The sequence below is a fragment of the Inhella proteolytica genome (assembly GCF_016093275.1).
GTDB classification, from domain to species: domain Bacteria; phylum Pseudomonadota; class Gammaproteobacteria; order Burkholderiales; family Burkholderiaceae_C; genus Inhella; species Inhella proteolytica.
Genome location: NZ_JAEDAK010000031.1, coordinates 1 through 14,985 on the forward strand (window position 1 = coordinate 1; position 14,985 = coordinate 14,985).

Annotated in this window: 16 protein-coding genes and 1 pseudogene; 11 read left to right on the plus strand and 6 right to left on the minus strand. The window is 68.8% G+C overall.

The annotated features are described in order from the left end of the window. On the minus strand, positions 1-1,186 hold a 1,186-nt coding region (locus I7X39_RS22640; RefSeq protein ID WP_198113638.1), incomplete at its 3' end, for a caspase family protein. Positions 1,187-1,335: 149 nt separating this feature from the next. Between I7X39_RS22640 and I7X39_RS22645 the strand changes: the two genes are divergently transcribed. The 8 genes from I7X39_RS22645 (at position 1,336) to I7X39_RS22680 (ending at position 7,719) form a co-directional block, all read left to right on the plus strand. Next, on the plus strand, positions 1,336-1,761 hold the full coding sequence (locus tag I7X39_RS22645; protein WP_198113639.1) for a c-type cytochrome: 426 nt from the start codon (positions 1,336-1,338) through the stop codon (positions 1,759-1,761). A 7-nt stretch (positions 1,762-1,768) separates the two neighbouring features. Then, the gene (locus I7X39_RS22650; RefSeq protein ID WP_198113640.1) at positions 1,769-3,184 is read left to right on the plus strand and encodes a cbb3-type cytochrome c oxidase subunit I; all 1,416 of its coding nucleotides are present in this window, start codon (positions 1,769-1,771) and stop codon (positions 3,182-3,184) included. A 195-nt stretch (positions 3,185-3,379) separates the two neighbouring features. Further along, positions 3,380-4,201, plus strand: a complete 822-nt coding sequence (locus tag I7X39_RS22655) for a MipA/OmpV family protein (protein ID WP_198113641.1) — start codon at positions 3,380-3,382, stop codon at positions 4,199-4,201. Beyond that, a complete protein-coding gene (locus I7X39_RS22660) occupies positions 4,191-4,583 on the plus strand; it encodes a DUF3019 domain-containing protein (protein ID WP_198113642.1) in 393 nt (130 codons plus the stop codon). Before I7X39_RS22655 ends, I7X39_RS22660 begins: the two co-directional genes overlap by 11 nt. A 76-nt stretch (positions 4,584-4,659) precedes the next feature. Continuing rightward, positions 4,660-5,358: a response regulator transcription factor gene (locus I7X39_RS22665; protein ID WP_198113643.1), complete on the plus strand. Its 699-nt coding sequence runs from the start codon at positions 4,660-4,662 to the stop codon at positions 5,356-5,358. After that, the gene (locus I7X39_RS22670) at positions 5,355-6,656 is read left to right on the plus strand and encodes an ATP-binding protein (protein ID WP_198113644.1); all 1,302 of its coding nucleotides are present in this window, start codon (positions 5,355-5,357) and stop codon (positions 6,654-6,656) included. Before I7X39_RS22665 ends, I7X39_RS22670 begins: the two co-directional genes overlap by 4 nt. A gap of 61 nt (positions 6,657-6,717) precedes the next feature. Next, the gene (locus I7X39_RS22675; RefSeq protein WP_198113645.1) at positions 6,718-7,314 is read left to right on the plus strand and encodes a cytochrome c oxidase subunit 3; all 597 of its coding nucleotides are present in this window, start codon (positions 6,718-6,720) and stop codon (positions 7,312-7,314) included. A gap of 135 nt (positions 7,315-7,449) precedes the next feature. Next, positions 7,450-7,719, plus strand: coding sequence for a cytochrome C oxidase subunit IV family protein (locus I7X39_RS22680; protein ID WP_198113646.1), 270 nt, complete (start codon positions 7,450-7,452; stop codon positions 7,717-7,719). A 33-nt stretch (positions 7,720-7,752) separates the two neighbouring features. Here I7X39_RS22680 and I7X39_RS22685 read toward each other — a convergent pair whose 3' ends face one another. The 5 genes from I7X39_RS22685 to I7X39_RS22705 form a co-directional block, all read right to left on the minus strand. Then, the gene (locus I7X39_RS22685) at positions 7,753-8,076 is read right to left on the minus strand and encodes a cupredoxin domain-containing protein (protein WP_198113647.1); all 324 of its coding nucleotides are present in this window, start codon (positions 8,074-8,076) and stop codon (positions 7,753-7,755) included. A gap of 4 nt (positions 8,077-8,080) precedes the next feature. Then, positions 8,081-8,944 carry an ethylbenzene dehydrogenase-related protein gene (locus tag I7X39_RS22690; protein WP_198113648.1) on the minus strand — a complete coding sequence of 288 codons (864 nt, stop codon included), beginning with the start codon at positions 8,942-8,944 and terminating at the stop codon, positions 8,081-8,083. A gap of 12 nt (positions 8,945-8,956) precedes the next feature. Then, positions 8,957-9,556 carry a NapC/NirT family cytochrome c gene (locus I7X39_RS22695; RefSeq protein ID WP_198113649.1) on the minus strand — a complete coding sequence of 200 codons (600 nt, stop codon included), beginning with the start codon at positions 9,554-9,556 and terminating at the stop codon, positions 8,957-8,959. A gap of 73 nt (positions 9,557-9,629) precedes the next feature. Continuing rightward, positions 9,630-11,303, minus strand: a complete 1,674-nt coding sequence (locus tag I7X39_RS22700; RefSeq protein ID WP_198113650.1) for a cytochrome D1 domain-containing protein — start codon at positions 11,301-11,303, stop codon at positions 9,630-9,632. Between the two features lie 772 nt (positions 11,304-12,075). Next, positions 12,076-12,864, minus strand: coding sequence for a class I SAM-dependent methyltransferase (locus tag I7X39_RS22705; RefSeq protein ID WP_198113651.1), 789 nt, complete (start codon positions 12,862-12,864; stop codon positions 12,076-12,078). A 147-nt stretch (positions 12,865-13,011) separates the two neighbouring features. Here I7X39_RS22705 and I7X39_RS22710 point away from each other — a divergent pair, with 147 nt between their 5' ends. From I7X39_RS22710 to I7X39_RS22720, 3 genes and pseudogenes are all read left to right on the plus strand, one after another. After that, on the plus strand, positions 13,012-13,833 hold the full coding sequence (locus tag I7X39_RS22710) for a CbbQ/NirQ/NorQ/GpvN family protein (RefSeq protein ID WP_198113652.1): 822 nt from the start codon (positions 13,012-13,014) through the stop codon (positions 13,831-13,833). Next, positions 13,823-14,764: a 4Fe-4S binding protein gene (locus tag I7X39_RS22715; protein ID WP_310739960.1), complete on the plus strand. Its 942-nt coding sequence runs from the start codon at positions 13,823-13,825 to the stop codon at positions 14,762-14,764. Before I7X39_RS22710 ends, I7X39_RS22715 begins: the two co-directional genes overlap by 11 nt. Further along, a pseudogene (locus I7X39_RS22720) lies at positions 14,764-14,985 on the plus strand (nitric oxide reductase activation protein NorD); the annotation flags it as partial. The gene I7X39_RS22715 and the pseudogene I7X39_RS22720, both read left to right, overlap by 1 nt.

A 14,985-nucleotide genomic window follows, 5' to 3' on the forward strand; every position in this document is an offset into this window, starting at 1 on the left:
CCGCGGCCGCACGCTCGCGCTGCGCCCGCTCCAGCGCCGCCAAGCGCTCGCGGTCGGCACGCTCGCGCGCCAGGCGCTGGGCCTGCTCCAGCGCGGCCTGGCCCTCCCGGGCGGCGCGCACGGCCTCCTCGCGGGCCTGCGCCAGGCGCTGCGCCTCCCGTTCGGCCTCGGCCACACGCTCGCGCTGCGCCGCCTGCGCCTGCGCGAGCTCCTGCTGCGCTTGCTGCTCCCGCTCGCGCGCCAGCCGTTCCGCCTCGATCTGCAGCAGCCGGTCCAGCCGGGCCTGGGCCAGCTCGCTGGCGTGGCCGCTCGGGTAGCTGCGGATGAACTCGGCCAGACGCTCCACGTCCTGGCTGCGCCGGACCTCATTCCAACGGCCCATCTCCTCCTCGAAGCGGCGCTCCAGCTCGGCGTCGTTGAGCGGGGCCCGCTTCTGCGGGAACAGGATCACCGACTGCTCCAGCGAGGTGCTTTCCCAGGGGATCTGGCGGTTCTTGGAGCCCAGGCGCACGTTCAGGCGCACGCGCTTGAAGGCGTCCTCCAGCGTGGTGTCGGGCACGGCCAGCTCGCGCACCAGGTTCAGGGTGTAGAGGCTGTTGCTGCCCGTGCCGTCGTAAGCCACATGGCCCGGCGCCGTGGAGTAGGCCAGCAGGCTGCCGGAAGGGGCGTCGAAGGGGCTGAGCCCGCGCGCGGGCGGGCGGTAGCTGCCGGCGAAGGGGTCGTCGCGGCAGGCATCGAGGATGGCGATCAGGCTGCGGTCGCGCGCCTGGTCCATGTAGCGGATCAGCTCGCTGGCATCGACGGTCTGCCGCGGCACGTCCTCGGCGCGGCGGACCTGCGCGTCCACCGGCACCAGAAAGTTGCGGTTGTCCATCTGCAGACCATGCCCGGCGTAGAAGAACACCGCCAGCCGGATCTGCGGATCGCGCAGCCGGCGCCCGAAGCCGGCCAGCGCCTGCGCCAGGGGCTCGCGCGCCTGGTCCAGCCGCAGGTCGACCTCGAAGCCCGCGCGCTGCAGCAGTTCCGCCACCGCGCGGGCGTCGTTGCGCGGATTGGCCAGACCCTGTTGCGGGTAGGCCGCATTGCCCACCACCAGGGCCACGCGCGGCGCGTCGGCCCGCGCAAGCCCCTCAGCCACCCAGATCAGCAGGCCCAAGGCCAGCGCCCGCCCTATCCCTTGCCCCATGCCCGCACTCCCCGCTCACTGCCCGAGCGCCAATTCTTGCCCGGCCCCCCTGCCGGACGCCAATCCTTGAAGCGCTTCAAGGACGCGCACCGGAGCGCTGCCTACGCTGGCGGCACCTTCCAAAAACTCGCGCAACCGAAAGGCGCCCTATGAGCCGAGGACTCACCAGCCAGACCGCTCGCAACATCTTTTACGGTGGGACGGTCTTCTTTGCACTGCTGTTCGCAGTGATCGTGTTCCACACCGAGCAGCGGATCCCGCAGCGCTCCAACGTCGCCGAGCTCACGCCGGCGGTGGTGCGGGGCAAACACATCTGGGAAACGCGCAACTGCATCGGCTGCCACACCCTGCTGGGCGAGGGCGCGTACTTCGCGCCCGAGCTGGGCAATGTGTACACCCGCCGCGGACCGGACTTCATCAAGGCTTGGATCAAGTCCCAGCCGACCGGCGCGCCGGGCCGTCGCCAGATGCCGAACTTCCATCTGAACGACCAGCAGCTCGACGACCTGACCGAGTTCCTCAAGTGGACGAGCAAGGTCAACACCGAGCAGTGGCCGCCCAACATTGAAGGCTGAAACCACCATGGCAACGACACAAATCAAGTATTCGTCGCAGGCCGTCTCGCGCCTGTACTTCATGGGCGCGATCGGGCTCTTCCTCGGGCAGATCCTGTTCGGCGTGGCGCTCGGCCTGCAGTACCTGGTCGGCGACCTGCTGTTCCCCGCCATCCCCTTCAACATCGCCCGCATGGTGCACACGAACCTGCTGATCGTGTGGCTGCTGATGGGCTTCATGGGGGCGGCCTACTACATGGTCCCCGAGGAGGCTGAGACCGAGCTCTACAGCCCGAAGCTGGCCATCATCCTGTTCTGGACCTTCCTGGTGGCCGGCGCGCTGACCATCCTCGGCTACCTGCTGGTGCCCTACGCCACGCTGGCGGCGGCCACCGGCAATGACCTGGTGGCCACCATGGGCCGGGAGTTCCTGGAGCAGCCGCTGCCGACCAAGCTCGGCATCGTGGTCGTCGCCCTGGGCTTCCTGTTCAACATCAGCATGACGGTGCTCAAGGGCCGCAAGACGGCCGTGAGCATGGTGATGCTGATGGGCCTGTGGGGCCTCGCGCTGATGTTCCTGTTCAGCTTCGTCAACCCCAGCAACCTGGTGCGCGACAAGATGTACTGGTGGTTCGTCGTCCACCTCTGGGTGGAAGGCACCTGGGAGCTGATCCTCGGCGCGATGCTGGCCTTCCTGCTGGTCAAGACCACCGGCGTGGACCGCGAGATCATCGACAAGTGGCTGTACCTGATCATCACCTTCGCCCTGGTCACCGGCATCCTGGGCACCGGCCACCACTTCTACTTCATCGGCCTGCCCGGCTACTGGCAGTGGATCGGCTCGGTCTTCAGCGCGCTGGAACCGATCCCGTTCTTCATGATGACCCTGTTCGCCTTCAACATGGTGCAGCGCCGCAAGCGCGAGCACCCGAACCAGGCGGCGGTGCTGTGGACGGTGGGTTGCGCGGTGATGGGCTTCCTGGGTGCCGGCCTGTGGGGCTTCATCCACACCCTGAGCCCGGTCAACTACTACACCCACGGCAGCCAGATCACCGCGGCGCACGGCCACCTGGCCTTCTACGGCGCCTACGTGATGGTGGTGATCGCCTTCATCAGCTACGCCATGCCGATCCTGCGCGGCCGTGAGGCCAACCCGCGCCGCGCCCAGAGCGTGGAGATGTGGAGCTTCTGGGTGATGACCATCGGCATGGGCGTGATGGTGCTGGCCCTGACCGGTGCGGGCATCCTGCAGATCTGGCTGCAACGCATCCCCACCGAAGGCGCGATGGGCTTCATGCAGACGCAAGACCAGCTGCGCTTCTTCTACTGGATCCGTCTGGCCGGTGGCGTGGGCTTCCTGGTCGGCCTGCTGATGTGGCTGAGCAGCTTCTTCATCACCGCGCGTGAAGAGGACGAGCCGGTGGGGGAGCTGGCGCGGGCCTGATGCGGCGCTGAGATCTCTGCTTGATTGAACAAGGCCCGGCTTGCCGGGCCTTGTGCTTTTTGGCTGGCGCGGATCGCTGCGTGCCTGTGCCAGACTCCGCGCCCCGAACACAGACCGCTTTGACGGCGCGTTACAGATTCCTTTTGCACCGCTGGGGAGACTGCGTCCGCACTTCGCAACTTCCCTGGAATCGTGATGAGAAACACCGCCCCACAGCGCGCCGCCCTCCTGCTTGTTGCCGCGCTGATGACCGGCCCCGCAGCCGCCGAGGACATCGGTCGCGAGCTGCGCCGCGGCGAGAGCGCCGAAGGCAATTACCTGGAGCTCGGCCTCGGTCTGCGGGCCGCCAACGGCCCCAAGCGCCATGGCCTCGACGCAGACCCGCTGGGCTTGGCGGCCATCATCAACGGCTGCTTCCAATGGAAGGGCGTCTTCATCGAGAACCATGCCGAGGACGCCCATGGTCTGGTGCTGGGTTACGGCCTGGTGGAGCAGCCGGACTGGTCGCTGGACCTGCTGCTGACCTCCAAGCACCAGCGCACACGCCATGAAGGCGCGGCCTGGCGCGTGCTGGACACCCAGGCCGACCGGGTGGCCGGCCTGCGCCTGTCGGGCACTGCCGGCGCCGCCGTGTGGCAGTTCAACGCCTGGAAGGATGTGAGCGGCCGCCACGATGGCTTTGGCGCCTCGGCCCAGCTGGGTCGCGCCTGGCAGCATGGCAACTGGAACCTGCATGCGCTGGCCGGGCTCAACTACAGCAGCGCCAAGGTGCTCGACTACTACCACGGCGTCAGCGCCCAGCAGTCGGCCGTGACGGGGCTCGCGGCCTACCGCGCCGGCGCCGGCTGGGGTGGGGCGGCCGAGGTGGGGGCCAGCTATCCGCTGGCGCGTGACTGGGTGCTGCGTTCCACCCTGCGCGCCATCCGCAACCCCAGCACCGTCCGCGACAGCTCGCGCTGGAGCGACCCGAAGCGCACGGCCACCAGCCTGCTGCTCAGCGTCAGCCATGTCTTCTAAGCCGCTCCTGGCCACGCTGGTCCTGCTCGCCGTCATGGTCTTCGCGCGGGCCGAGGCCCCTCTGGCCACGCTGGAGCTGGCCCCGGTGCAATGCGTGGCCCTGCACCGCGGCCAGAGCTGCCATTTCGACGCCCGACTGCGCTGGCAGGCGCGCCAGCCGGCGCGCTACTGCCTGCATCGGGGCGGTGCTGCCGAGGCCCCGCTGCATTGCTGGCCACTGGGCAGCGAGGGCCAGCTGGAGCTGCCCATGCAGGCCAGCAGCGATGTGCTGCTGGAGCTGCGCCGCAGCCCCGACGGCCTGCTGGTTGCGCAGGGCCGGGTCGAGATCGCTTGGGTCTACCGCAGCGAGCGCCGGGCCCGCGGCAGCTGGAGGTTGTTTTGAGCGCCCCCGGGTCTGGACGACGCCCAGCCCGCCCTCCAAGGGGGTTGAGGAACTTGGGGCGGCCCTGCGTGTCCTCATGAGCGCGCACATCCTGCTGGTCGAGGACGACCGTTCGCTGGCAGAGTGGATCGCCGACTACCTGAGCGCGCAGGGCTTTGTGGTCAGCTGTGCCAACCGTGGCGACACGGCGCTGCAGCTGATCGAGCAAGACCTGCCGGACCTCGTTGTGCTTGACCTGCATCTGCCCGGGCTGGACGGCTTTCGCGTCTGCCAGGCCATGCGCCGCTTCAGCCGCCGCCCGGTGCTGATGCTGACCGCCAGCGACAGCGAGGCCGACGAGGTGCGCAGCCTGGAGCTGGGCGCCGACGACTTCCTGAGCAAGCCGGTGCGCCCCCAGGTGCTGCTGGCGCGCGTGCGCGCCCTGCTGCGCCGCGACGCCCAGGCCGCGGCCCTGCCGGTGCAACTGCGCACGGTGGGTGCGCTGCGCCTGGACCTGGCCTCGCGCAGCGCCTCCTGGCAGGGGAAGGCGGTGGGCCTGAGTTCACAGGAATTCGATGTGCTGGCGCTGCTGGTCGAACACGCCGGCACGGCGGTGACGCGGCGCCGCCTGATCGAAGTCCTGCGTGGCATCGACTACGACGGCTTCGACCGCTCGGTGGACATGACGCTCTCGCGCCTGCGCCGCAAGTTCGGCGATGACCCGGAGGCGCCGCAACGTTTCAAGACCGTCTGGGGCGTCGGTTACCTGCTGGCCCCCGAGGGCTGGGCGGCATGAAGCGGCCACGCTCCGGATGGGGCAAGCGCCTCGGCAGCACCCTGGCGGCCGGCCTGCTGCTGGCCTGCCTGGGCCTGGGCCTGCTGATCGAGTTGCTGCACGAGCGCCTGAGCAGCACACCGGCCCAGCCCGAGGTCTGGCCGCAGAGCACCGCCGTCGCCCAGGCCCTGGCTGCGGTGCTGAACCGCAAGGACGGCGAGCCCCTGCCGGCCGGGCTGACCCTGCTGCCCCTCGACGCCCTGCCCCTGCCGCCCGATCTGCGCGGCGACTTCGAGCGCGGCCAGCCCCTGCTGCTGGAAACCGAACGGGGCCTGCACCTGCATCTGCGCCTGCCCGATGGCGAGCGCCTGCTGAGCCTGCAACTGCCGCCCGAGGCCCGGGCACGCGACGACGGCCAGGGCCTGAGCCTGGCCCTGACCCTGCTGTTCTATCTGGGCCTGCTGGGCTTTTTGCTGCTCTGGCTGCGCCCCTTGCTGCAGCGCCTGGAGCGCCTGCGCCAGGCCGCGCGCGGCTTTGGGCAGGGCGAGCTGGAACGTCGCGTCGAACCCAGCGCCGGCTCCTATATCGCCGAGATCGAGGCCGAGTTCAACCGCATGGCGCAGCGGATCCAGACCCTGATCGAGGACAACCGCCTGCTGGGCAACGCGGTCTCGCACGATCTGCGCACGCCACTCGCCCGCCTGCGCTTCGGCATCGAGGCCCTGGGTGAGACGCAGGACGCGGCCGTGCGTGAACGCTATCGCCAGCACCTCAGCCGCGACATCGCGGCCATGGAGTCGCTGGTCGAGCTGCTGCTCGGCTACGCTCGGCTGGAGCAGCTGCGCACACAGCGGCCCGAGCAGCCGCTGGCGCTGCGAGCCCTGATCGAGAGTACGCTGGCCGCTGCGGCCTGGACGGGCGGCGGTCCGCAGCTGCAGCTGGACGATCTGCAGGATCTGCAGGTGTGCGGCGACCCCCATGCCCTGCGCATGCTGCTCGACAACCTGCTGCAGAACGCCTTCCGCTACGCGCGCACGACGGTGCGCATCTCGCTCAAGCCCGAGGGTGACGCGGCTCTGCTTGGCGTCGAAGACGACGGCCCCGGCATAGCCCCGGCCGAGCGCGAATCCGTGCTCAAGCCCTTTGTGCGCGGCGGCGACGAGCGTGCCGGCCACGGCCTGGGTCTGGCCATCGTGGCCCGCATTGCGGACTGGCATGGCGCGCGGCTCGCCATCGATGCCGCGCCGCAGCTGGGCGGGGCGCGCATCACGCTGCGCTTTGCAGCGCGGGGCGACGCGGGAGCAGAGCGCCCCACTTGATCCAGGCCATGGCAGCCGCGGTCGCAGGTGGGCAGCATCATCCGCACGTCCACTGAGCTCCATGGCTGCGCCCCTGATCCAACCCACCCCCCTCGACCCGCCCGCACCGGAGCTGCGCGGCGACCTCGCCATGTGGCTGCTGATCGGCATCGAGATGCTGACCTTCGGCCTGATGTTCGTGGTGTTCGCCGTGGCCCGGGCCCGCCAGCCCGCCGTGTTCGCCGAGGGCCAGGCCGTGCTGCACCTGGGTGCCGGCGCCCTGAACACCGCCGTGCTGCTGGTCGGCAGCTGGGCCGTGGCGCGCGGCGTGCACGCGCTGCGTGCCGGCCACACGCGCGGCGGCGTGGCCGGCCTGGCCGGCGGTGCGCTGTGCGGCCTGCTCTTCCTGGTCAGCAAGGCCCTGGAATACGCCGGCCTGCCGGGCGGCGAGCAGGACCTGTCGGAGAACCCCTTCTTCCTGCTCTATTTCATGCTGACGGGCTTTCACGTCATGCATGTGCTGGCCGCGCTGCTGATGCTGGCCACGCTGGCCTGGCTGGCGCGCGATGGCCGCTGGAGCCGCGGCGACGCCCACGCACCCGAGACCGTGGCAGCCTTCTGGCACATGGTGGACCTGATGTGGATCGTGCTCTTCCCTCTGGTCTACGTCTTGCGGTGATGCCCCCCCCGAAGCGCCTACGGCGCCTCCCCCCAGGGGGCGCCACCAGCGGCCCGGCAAAGCCGGTTCCGCGGTGGCACTGGGTCACGCCTGCGTCATGTCGAGCATGGACCCGAACACACGGAAGGCCATGAAATGAGATTTTTGCGCCTCGACTTCGTCGGCCTGGGTCTGCTGCTGGCCACGGCGCTGACCTGGGCGGTCGGTGAATCGGGCTGGCTGCGCAGCGCGGGCTCGTCCTCGGCCACGTTCGTCCTAGTGCTGGCGCTTGTGAAGGGCGCGGGCATCGCGCTGGACTTCATGGAGTTGCGCGAGGCGCCGCGGCTGTGGCGCTGGTTCGTGCTGGGCTGGCTGCTGCTGGTGATTGGCTTGATCGTCGGGGTGCGGCTGCTGGCCGCGGCCTGATCTGAAGCGAATCCGGGGCGGTGCCCGGGCGGCTCAGCCGCGCACCCGCACCATCCCCGTCATCTCCGGGTGTGGCCCGCACACATAGGGGTAGTCGCCAGCCTTCTCGAACACCCGCTCCCAGCTTTCACCGGGCAGAAGGCGCTCGCTCTCGGGCATGTCGCGGAACAGCATGGAGTGGCTGGTGCGCTTCTCGTGGTTGGTCCAGCGCACACGCGCGCCGACGGGGACCACCAGCTCGGCGGGCTGGAACTGCATGTCGCGGATCGCGACCTCGTGCGGCTCCGCCGGGGCCTGCGCGTGGGCAGGCCCCAGGGAACAGACCGCCAGCCAACCGAAGAAGGGGCGGCGCTGCATGGTCTTACTGCTTCGCTGCGGTGAGATCCGCCTTGGCGTCGAGGCCGAGGGTGTAGCCCAGCGACACCTGGTGGAAGCGCCCGGCGGCGTGGTCGTCGTGGATGGCAAAACCGAAGTTCACGGTCTTGCCCGGCGCCAGGGTCACATCGCCTTCGCCGCCGCTGAGCTTGCGGGTGAAGACGACGACCCATTCATCGCCCTTCTTCTCGCCCTTGGCGTCCACCAGGGCCTTGCCGCCTTCCATGACGCGCTTGTCGGCCACATGGCCGTCGAACTTGCCGCCCTTGCTGGTCCACTGGATCAGGTCGTAGAACTTGCCGCCAGCCAGATTGCCCTCGGCCACGTACTTGGTCTTCTTGTCGTCCTTGCCCTCGGGCATGGTGCGGGCGTCGGCGTGGCAGGTCTCCCAGCAGCCACTGAGGTTGGCGCGGGTGATCTTGTTGTCCTCGAACATGACGGCCAGCTTGACGGCGTTGTCCTTGTCCATCTTCTCGCCGCCGCTGCTGGGCGGCTGCTTCCAGCTGAAGCGCAGGTAGAGGTTGGCGCCGTCGTGCGCGGCCTGCACGCTCACCGGAATGGCCGGTGCCTTGCCCTTGATGGGATGGGGCTCGTTCTTCTGCCCTGTCGCCATCTTCTTGCCCATGTCGGCGGTTTCCTCGTGGTGGCAGCTGGCGCAGCTCTCGCCCTTCTTGAGGGCGCGGGCGCCGCCGTGTTCGCTGCCCTTGGTGATCCACTCGATCGGCGAGGCACCGGGGTAGAAGACGGTGAATTTGGCGGCCGGCACCTTGCTCCAGTCGGGCGCGGCGGCTTGGGCGACGCCGCTGGCCAGCAGCAGGGCGGCAGCGATGGCATTGAGTTTGTTCATCATGGCGCGGGCTCCTTATTCCTCGTCCTCGGGCATGTTCTTGGGCTTGTGGTGAGCGATGCCCTTGTGGCAATCGATGCAGGTCTCGTTGTTCTTGGCAGCCAGCTCGTGGCTCTTCTTGGCGCGGGGTTTCTGCTTTTCCTTGTCCATGCTGGTCAGGGTGTGGCAGTTGCGGCATTCAAGGGAATCAGCGGCCTTCATGCGCGCCCACTCGCTCTGCGCCAGCTGCAGGCGCTTGGCCTCGAACTTTTCGCGCGTGTCGATCGTGCCGACCAGCTTGCCGTAGAGCTCGCGCGAGGCCTGGATCTTGCGCTTCATCTTCGGCCACCACTCCCTGGGCACATGGCAGTCCGGGCAGGTGGCCCGCACGCCGGTACGGTTGGTGTAGTGGATGGTGTTCTCGGAATATTCCTTGTAGACGTTGTCACGCATCTCGTGGCAGCTGATGCAGAAGGCTTCCTTGTTGGTCATTTCCACCAAGGTGTTGAAGCCCCCCCACAGCACCACGCCGGCCACGATGCCGGTGATCAGCAGGAAGCCGAGTGAGAAGCGGCTGGGCGTGCGCAGGCCGCGCCAGAGGCGTTTGATCACGCCGGGTTGGTCCGAAGAGGCCACAGCCGTCTCCTTGTCGTTCTATCGTCGTCAGGTGGCGGCCCCGGCGCGCGGCTGCGCACCGGGGCCTGTCTCATCAATACACGTCGTGCTGGGTGTTGAAGACGTTGAACTTGCCGGTCGGCGTGACGATGCGCGGATCGGTGATCACCTTCTTCAGCTTCAGCGTCTTGTCGTCATAGATGACGATGGCGCTCTGGTCGGTCTTGCCGCCCCACAGGCTGATCCAGACCTCGTCCCCGCCCTCGTTGAACTCGGGGTGGGTGGCGCGGCGCAGGGCCTTGGTCTGCGGCAGGCCGCTGTCCTTGGCCACGTCCAGCTTCACCGGGGCCTTGTTCAGGTCCTTGAGGTCGTAGACGTAGACGGCCTCGGCGTTCTCACGCTCGGGGTTCATCGGCATGTCGGCCCAGAGGTGGGTGGACTTGGGGTGCGTCTTGACGAACAGATTGCCCGCGCCGCCGGTCTTCAGCTCCTGCACGACCTTCCAGTTGTGCGCCTTGAACTTGGCGAACTTCTTGTCCTCGCTCGGCGTGGAGATCAGCGTGATCACCGCGTCGCCCAGGTGGCCGGTGGCCCAGACGGGACCGTACTGCGGGTGGATGAAGTTGGCGCCGCGGCCCGGGTGCGGGATCTTCTTGGTGTCCACCAGCGCGGCCAGCTTGCCGGTCTTGGTGTCCACCGCGGCGATCTTGTGCGAGGCATTGGCCGCGACCAGGAAGTAGCGCTTGCTCATGTCCCAGCCACCGTCGTGCAGGAACTTGGCCGACTCGATGGTGGTGGTCTTGAGGTTCTTGATGTCGCTGTAGTCGACCAGCATGATCTGGCCGGTTTCCTTGACGTTCACCACCCACTCGGGCTTGGTCATCGAGGCCACGATGGAGGCCACGCGCGGCTCGGGGTGGTACTCGCCATCCACGGTGTTGCCGCGGGTCGAGACGATCTTGATCGGCTTGAGCGTCTCGCCGTCCATGATCGAGTACTGGGGCGGCCAGTAGGTGCCACCGATCAGGTACTTGTCCTCGAAGCCCTTGAACTTGGAGGTGTCGACCGAGCGCGCATCCGCACCCAGCTTCACCGTGGCCACGGTGGTGGGCGTCTCGTACCAGAGGTCGATCAGCGTCACCAGGCCGTCGCGGCCCACGGTGTAGACGTAGCGGCCGGAGGCCGAGAGGCGCGAGATGTGCACCGCATAGCCGGTGTCCAGCACCTGCCAGATCTGCTTGGTGTCGCCGTCCACCAGCGCGAGCTTGCCGGCGTCGCGCAGCGTGATCGCGAAGACGTTCTTCAGGTTGATCTTGTTGAGCTGCTTCTTCGGGCGCTGGTCCACGGGCACCAGCAGCTTCCAGCTGGCTTCCATGTCTTTGAGGCCGAACTCGGGCGGCACATCGGGCGTGCGCTGGATGTAGCGCGCCATGACGTTGATCTCATCCTTGGACAGGATGTCGTCGTAATTGACCATGCCGCCTTCGGTGCCCAGCGAGATGATCTTTTCCAGGCGGCCGGTGCCCAGCTTGAGCGTGCCCCCCTCCTGGACATTGCCGTCCTTGTCCTTCTTGGACCAGTGCGGTTCCAGGTTCTTGCCGGTGGCACCCTTGCGGAGCACGCCGTGGCAGCCCGCGCAGCGTTCGAAGTAGATCTTCTTGCCGAGCTCGATCTCGGCGGGGGTCATTTCGGGCGCACCCGTCTGGGCCTGCGCCCCCACCGCCAGCAAGGCGCCCAGGGCCAGCGTGGACAGTTTGGGAGACAACATGCTTAGCACTCCTCATCAAGGGCCGATGCAATGCGGCCCGGCAGCACGGATCCATCGAACCAGGATGGGCTCGGCGGGGGCTGCTTTCCTCGCTTAGAGCGCCGCCATGGTTCCCGTTGCGGGGCTGCGCTTCCTTGAAGTGGTTCAAGCGGGTGCGGGCTGTGGCTTTGGCGCCATCAGGAGTTGGGGCTGGGGACGCTGAATCGGACTTGCTGCCCATTCGCTGCAGCCCTCGGGGGCTTCACCCCCGAACCCCGACCCGCATTTCTTTGCTGCGCCAAAGAAACGCGGGGCAAAGAAAGGCGCTCAAGAACACAGTCGCCCTAGGGGCGAACTGTGATGGCGGTGCTTGGGCTCACACTGACACGAGCCCTCATCTGACTTCCACGGTCAGGACGACGAAGGCGCCCGGAGTACCGGTCGTCCCGGGCAGCGAGGACCATGACCTCGGAGCGACGAAGAACAGACCCCCAACCAGCTTCAGGCCAAGCCAAACCGCTCGTTGGGGGTTCATTCATCGCAGAAAGCCCGCAATGGTTTGCGGTGGTCTAGACGGCCGGTACTCCGGCCAGCTTAGCGGGCAGGTTTTCGCAGTCCCAGGAGGGGTGTGGGAGCCATGTGAGCCGGACGTGCAGTCGCGCGCCGCCCTAGGCGGCGTGCGTGCATTCAGCGCCTTTCTTTGCCCCCACTTTCTTTGGCGCAGCAAAGAAAGTGGGGTCGGGGTTCGGGGGTGAAGCCCCCGAGGGCTCTCACGCAAGCACCCAAACCTCCATCAAGCGGCCCTCACCCCACACACGGCATTCGCCCGCGCACTCACCCGCAGCGGCCCGCTGCCCGCCCCCAGCCGCTCCCGCACCCGCTCGCGCAGCTCCCGCAGCTCGTCCGCCGCCATGGCCTCGAACTGCGCGCGCACGGTGTTGCTGCTGGCCGCGCTGCGCCAGTAGTCGTCGAAGTCGGGGAACTCGCGCTCCACCGTGAAAGTGGTGGTGCGCACCTGCTGCAAGCCGGCGGCGCGCCACAGCGCCTCGGAGGCCTCGCGCGTGGAGATGGACACGCTGGGCGGCAGCTTGGCAGGCGTGCCACGCCGCTGCAGCTCGGCGCCGATGGCGGCGAGCGGGAAGCCGCCATTCAGGATGTCCCAGTGGTAGGCCGCCACCGTGCCCCCGGGGCGCACGGCGCGCAGCATCTCGGCCAGGCCGGCTGCGGGCTCGGGCACGAAGAACAGCACCAGCGCCATCACCGCGGCGTCCTGGCTGGCGCTGGGCACTGGCAGCTGCATCGCATCGCCCTGCAGCCACTGCACCGGCGCGGGCGCGTTCAGGCGCTGGCGCGCGTAGGCGAGCTGGGCGGCGCTGGGGTCGATGGCCTGCACCGCGGCCGGCGCGACCCTTTGCAGCAGCAGCTCGGTGAAGGCGCCGTTGCCGCAGCCCACGTCCAACCAGCGCCCGCCCGGCGCCACGCCGATCCAGTCCAGAAAGGGCTCCCCCACCTTGACCGTCCAGCGGCCCATCAGGTGTTCGTAGGCAGCGCCATCGTCAAAGCGGATTTCGTCTGTGGACATGGGGTTCTCCTGGGTGCGGGCATCGTAATCAGCAGGTGTTGACGACGAGCAAGGCAGCGCGCAAATGCCGCGGCGCTTGATCCGCTTTAAGGACGCGAGGGCAGCCCCTGCCTAGTCTGCAGGGACCGATTTCAAGCCCGAGCCGCCATGCGCACCAGCCCCCTGCACGCCGTTGCCCCGATCACCACCGCGGCACCGAGCTACCTGCCCCAGGCCGACGAGGTGAGCCTGTTCGAGCAGACCTTCGCCGCCCGCCTGCCCCTGCTGCTGAAGGGCCCCACCGGCTGCGGCAAGACCCGCCTGGTGGAGCACATGGCCGCGCGCCTGGGCCGCCCGCTCATCACCGTGAGCGGCCACGACGACCTGGGCGCCGCCGACCTGACCGGCCGCTTCCTCATCGAGGGCGGCGACACCGTGTGGGTGGACGGCCCACTGACCCGCGCCGTGCGCAGCGGCGCCATCTTCTACCTGGACGAGGTGGTGGAGGCGCGCAAGGACATCACCGTGGTGCTGCACCCGCTGGCCGACGACCGCCGCCAGCTGCCGCTGGACCGCAGCGGCGAGCTGCTGGAAGCCGCACCCGGCTTCATGCTGGTGCTCTCCTACAACCCGGGCTACCAGCACCTGCTCAAGGGCCTGAAGCCCAGCACGCGCCAGCGCTTCGTGGCGCTTTCGCTCGGCTACCCCGAGCCGCAGCTGGAAGCGCGCATCGTGCAGAGCGAGAGCGGCTGCAGCGTGGAGGTGGCGCAGCAGCTGGTGCGCCTGGCCCAGGCCCTGCGCCGCCTGACCGACCACGACCTGGAAGAGACCGCCAGCACCCGCCTGCTGGTGATGGCCGCGCGCCTGCAGGCCGGTGGCATGGCTCTGCCACAGGCGGCGCGTGCGGCGGTCATCGAGGCGCTGAGCGACGACGCGCAGACGCTCGCGGCACTCGCCGAGGTTCAGCATGCCGTGCTCGGTGGCCGCTGAACCCAGCGCCCTGCACGGCAAGACGCTGCAGCGCCGCCGCCGCGCGCTGCAGATCGGCTTCTTCGCGCTCTTCCTGCTCGCGCCGGCACTGAACCTGCTGCGCTTTGATCTGCACGAGGCCCAGCTCTGGTTCCTGGGCCAGCGCTGGACCCTGGGCATCGACGCCTTCCGCGCCGGGCAGATCACGGCCAACGAGGTGGCGCTGTCGATCTTCCTGCGCGGCATCCTGCCGGCCGTGGCGCTGGTGGTGGGCTTTCTCTACGTGGCCTACCGCTGGGGCCGGCTGTACTGCGGCTGGCTGTGTCCGCACTTCAGCCTGGTGGAGGGCCTCAATGCCCTGCTGGCCAAGGCTAGCGGCAAGCTCAGCCTGTGGGACCGCGAGCGCCTGCCCGGCGCCCAGCCGCAGAAGCGCTGGTGGCCCGCCTTCATCGCCACCGCGCTGCTGTTCGGCTTCGTCTGGGCCATCACCCTGCTCACCTATCTGCTGCCCCCGGCCGAGATCTGGGGTGGCTTGCTGACGGCCAGCCTGACGCCCAACCAGGCGCGCTTTCTGTTCATCGCCTGGGGTCTGATCAGCGCCGAACTGCTGTTCGCCCGCCATCTGTTCTGCCGCTTCGGCTGCGCGGTGGGCTTCTTCCAGAGCCTGGCCTGGATGGCCAACCCCAAGGCCCTGGTGGTGAGCTTTGCGCGCCCGCGCGCCGCCGAATGCCGCGGCTGCGAACCGCAGGCCGACGCCTGCGAACACGCCTGCCCGATGCGCCTGCGCCCGCGCCAGATCAAGCGCCTGATGTTCAGCTGCGTGCAATGCGGGCAATGCCTGCAGGCCTGCGCGGGATCCCATGCAGGGCGCGGCGGCAACCCCAACCTCGTCTGGACCGTGGGCGTGGACGCACTGCGCGAAACCCTGCGTCAGCGCAAGGAAGGCAACTGATGGAAGAGTGGATCGGCGCGAAGTGGGACCGCTTCGTCACCCAGCGCGCGGCGCAGGAACACGCGGCCGCGGCGGTGCACCTGCACGAGATGCAGCGGCCCTTGACCCTGCTGCTGCACGCCGGCGGCGGCCGCGCCCGCCTGGCCCAGGCCGCGCCGGTGCGGGTGGGCGGCGAGCGCGGGCTGTGGCAGCGCCTGGCCGGGGCCGGCACCCGCGCGCCC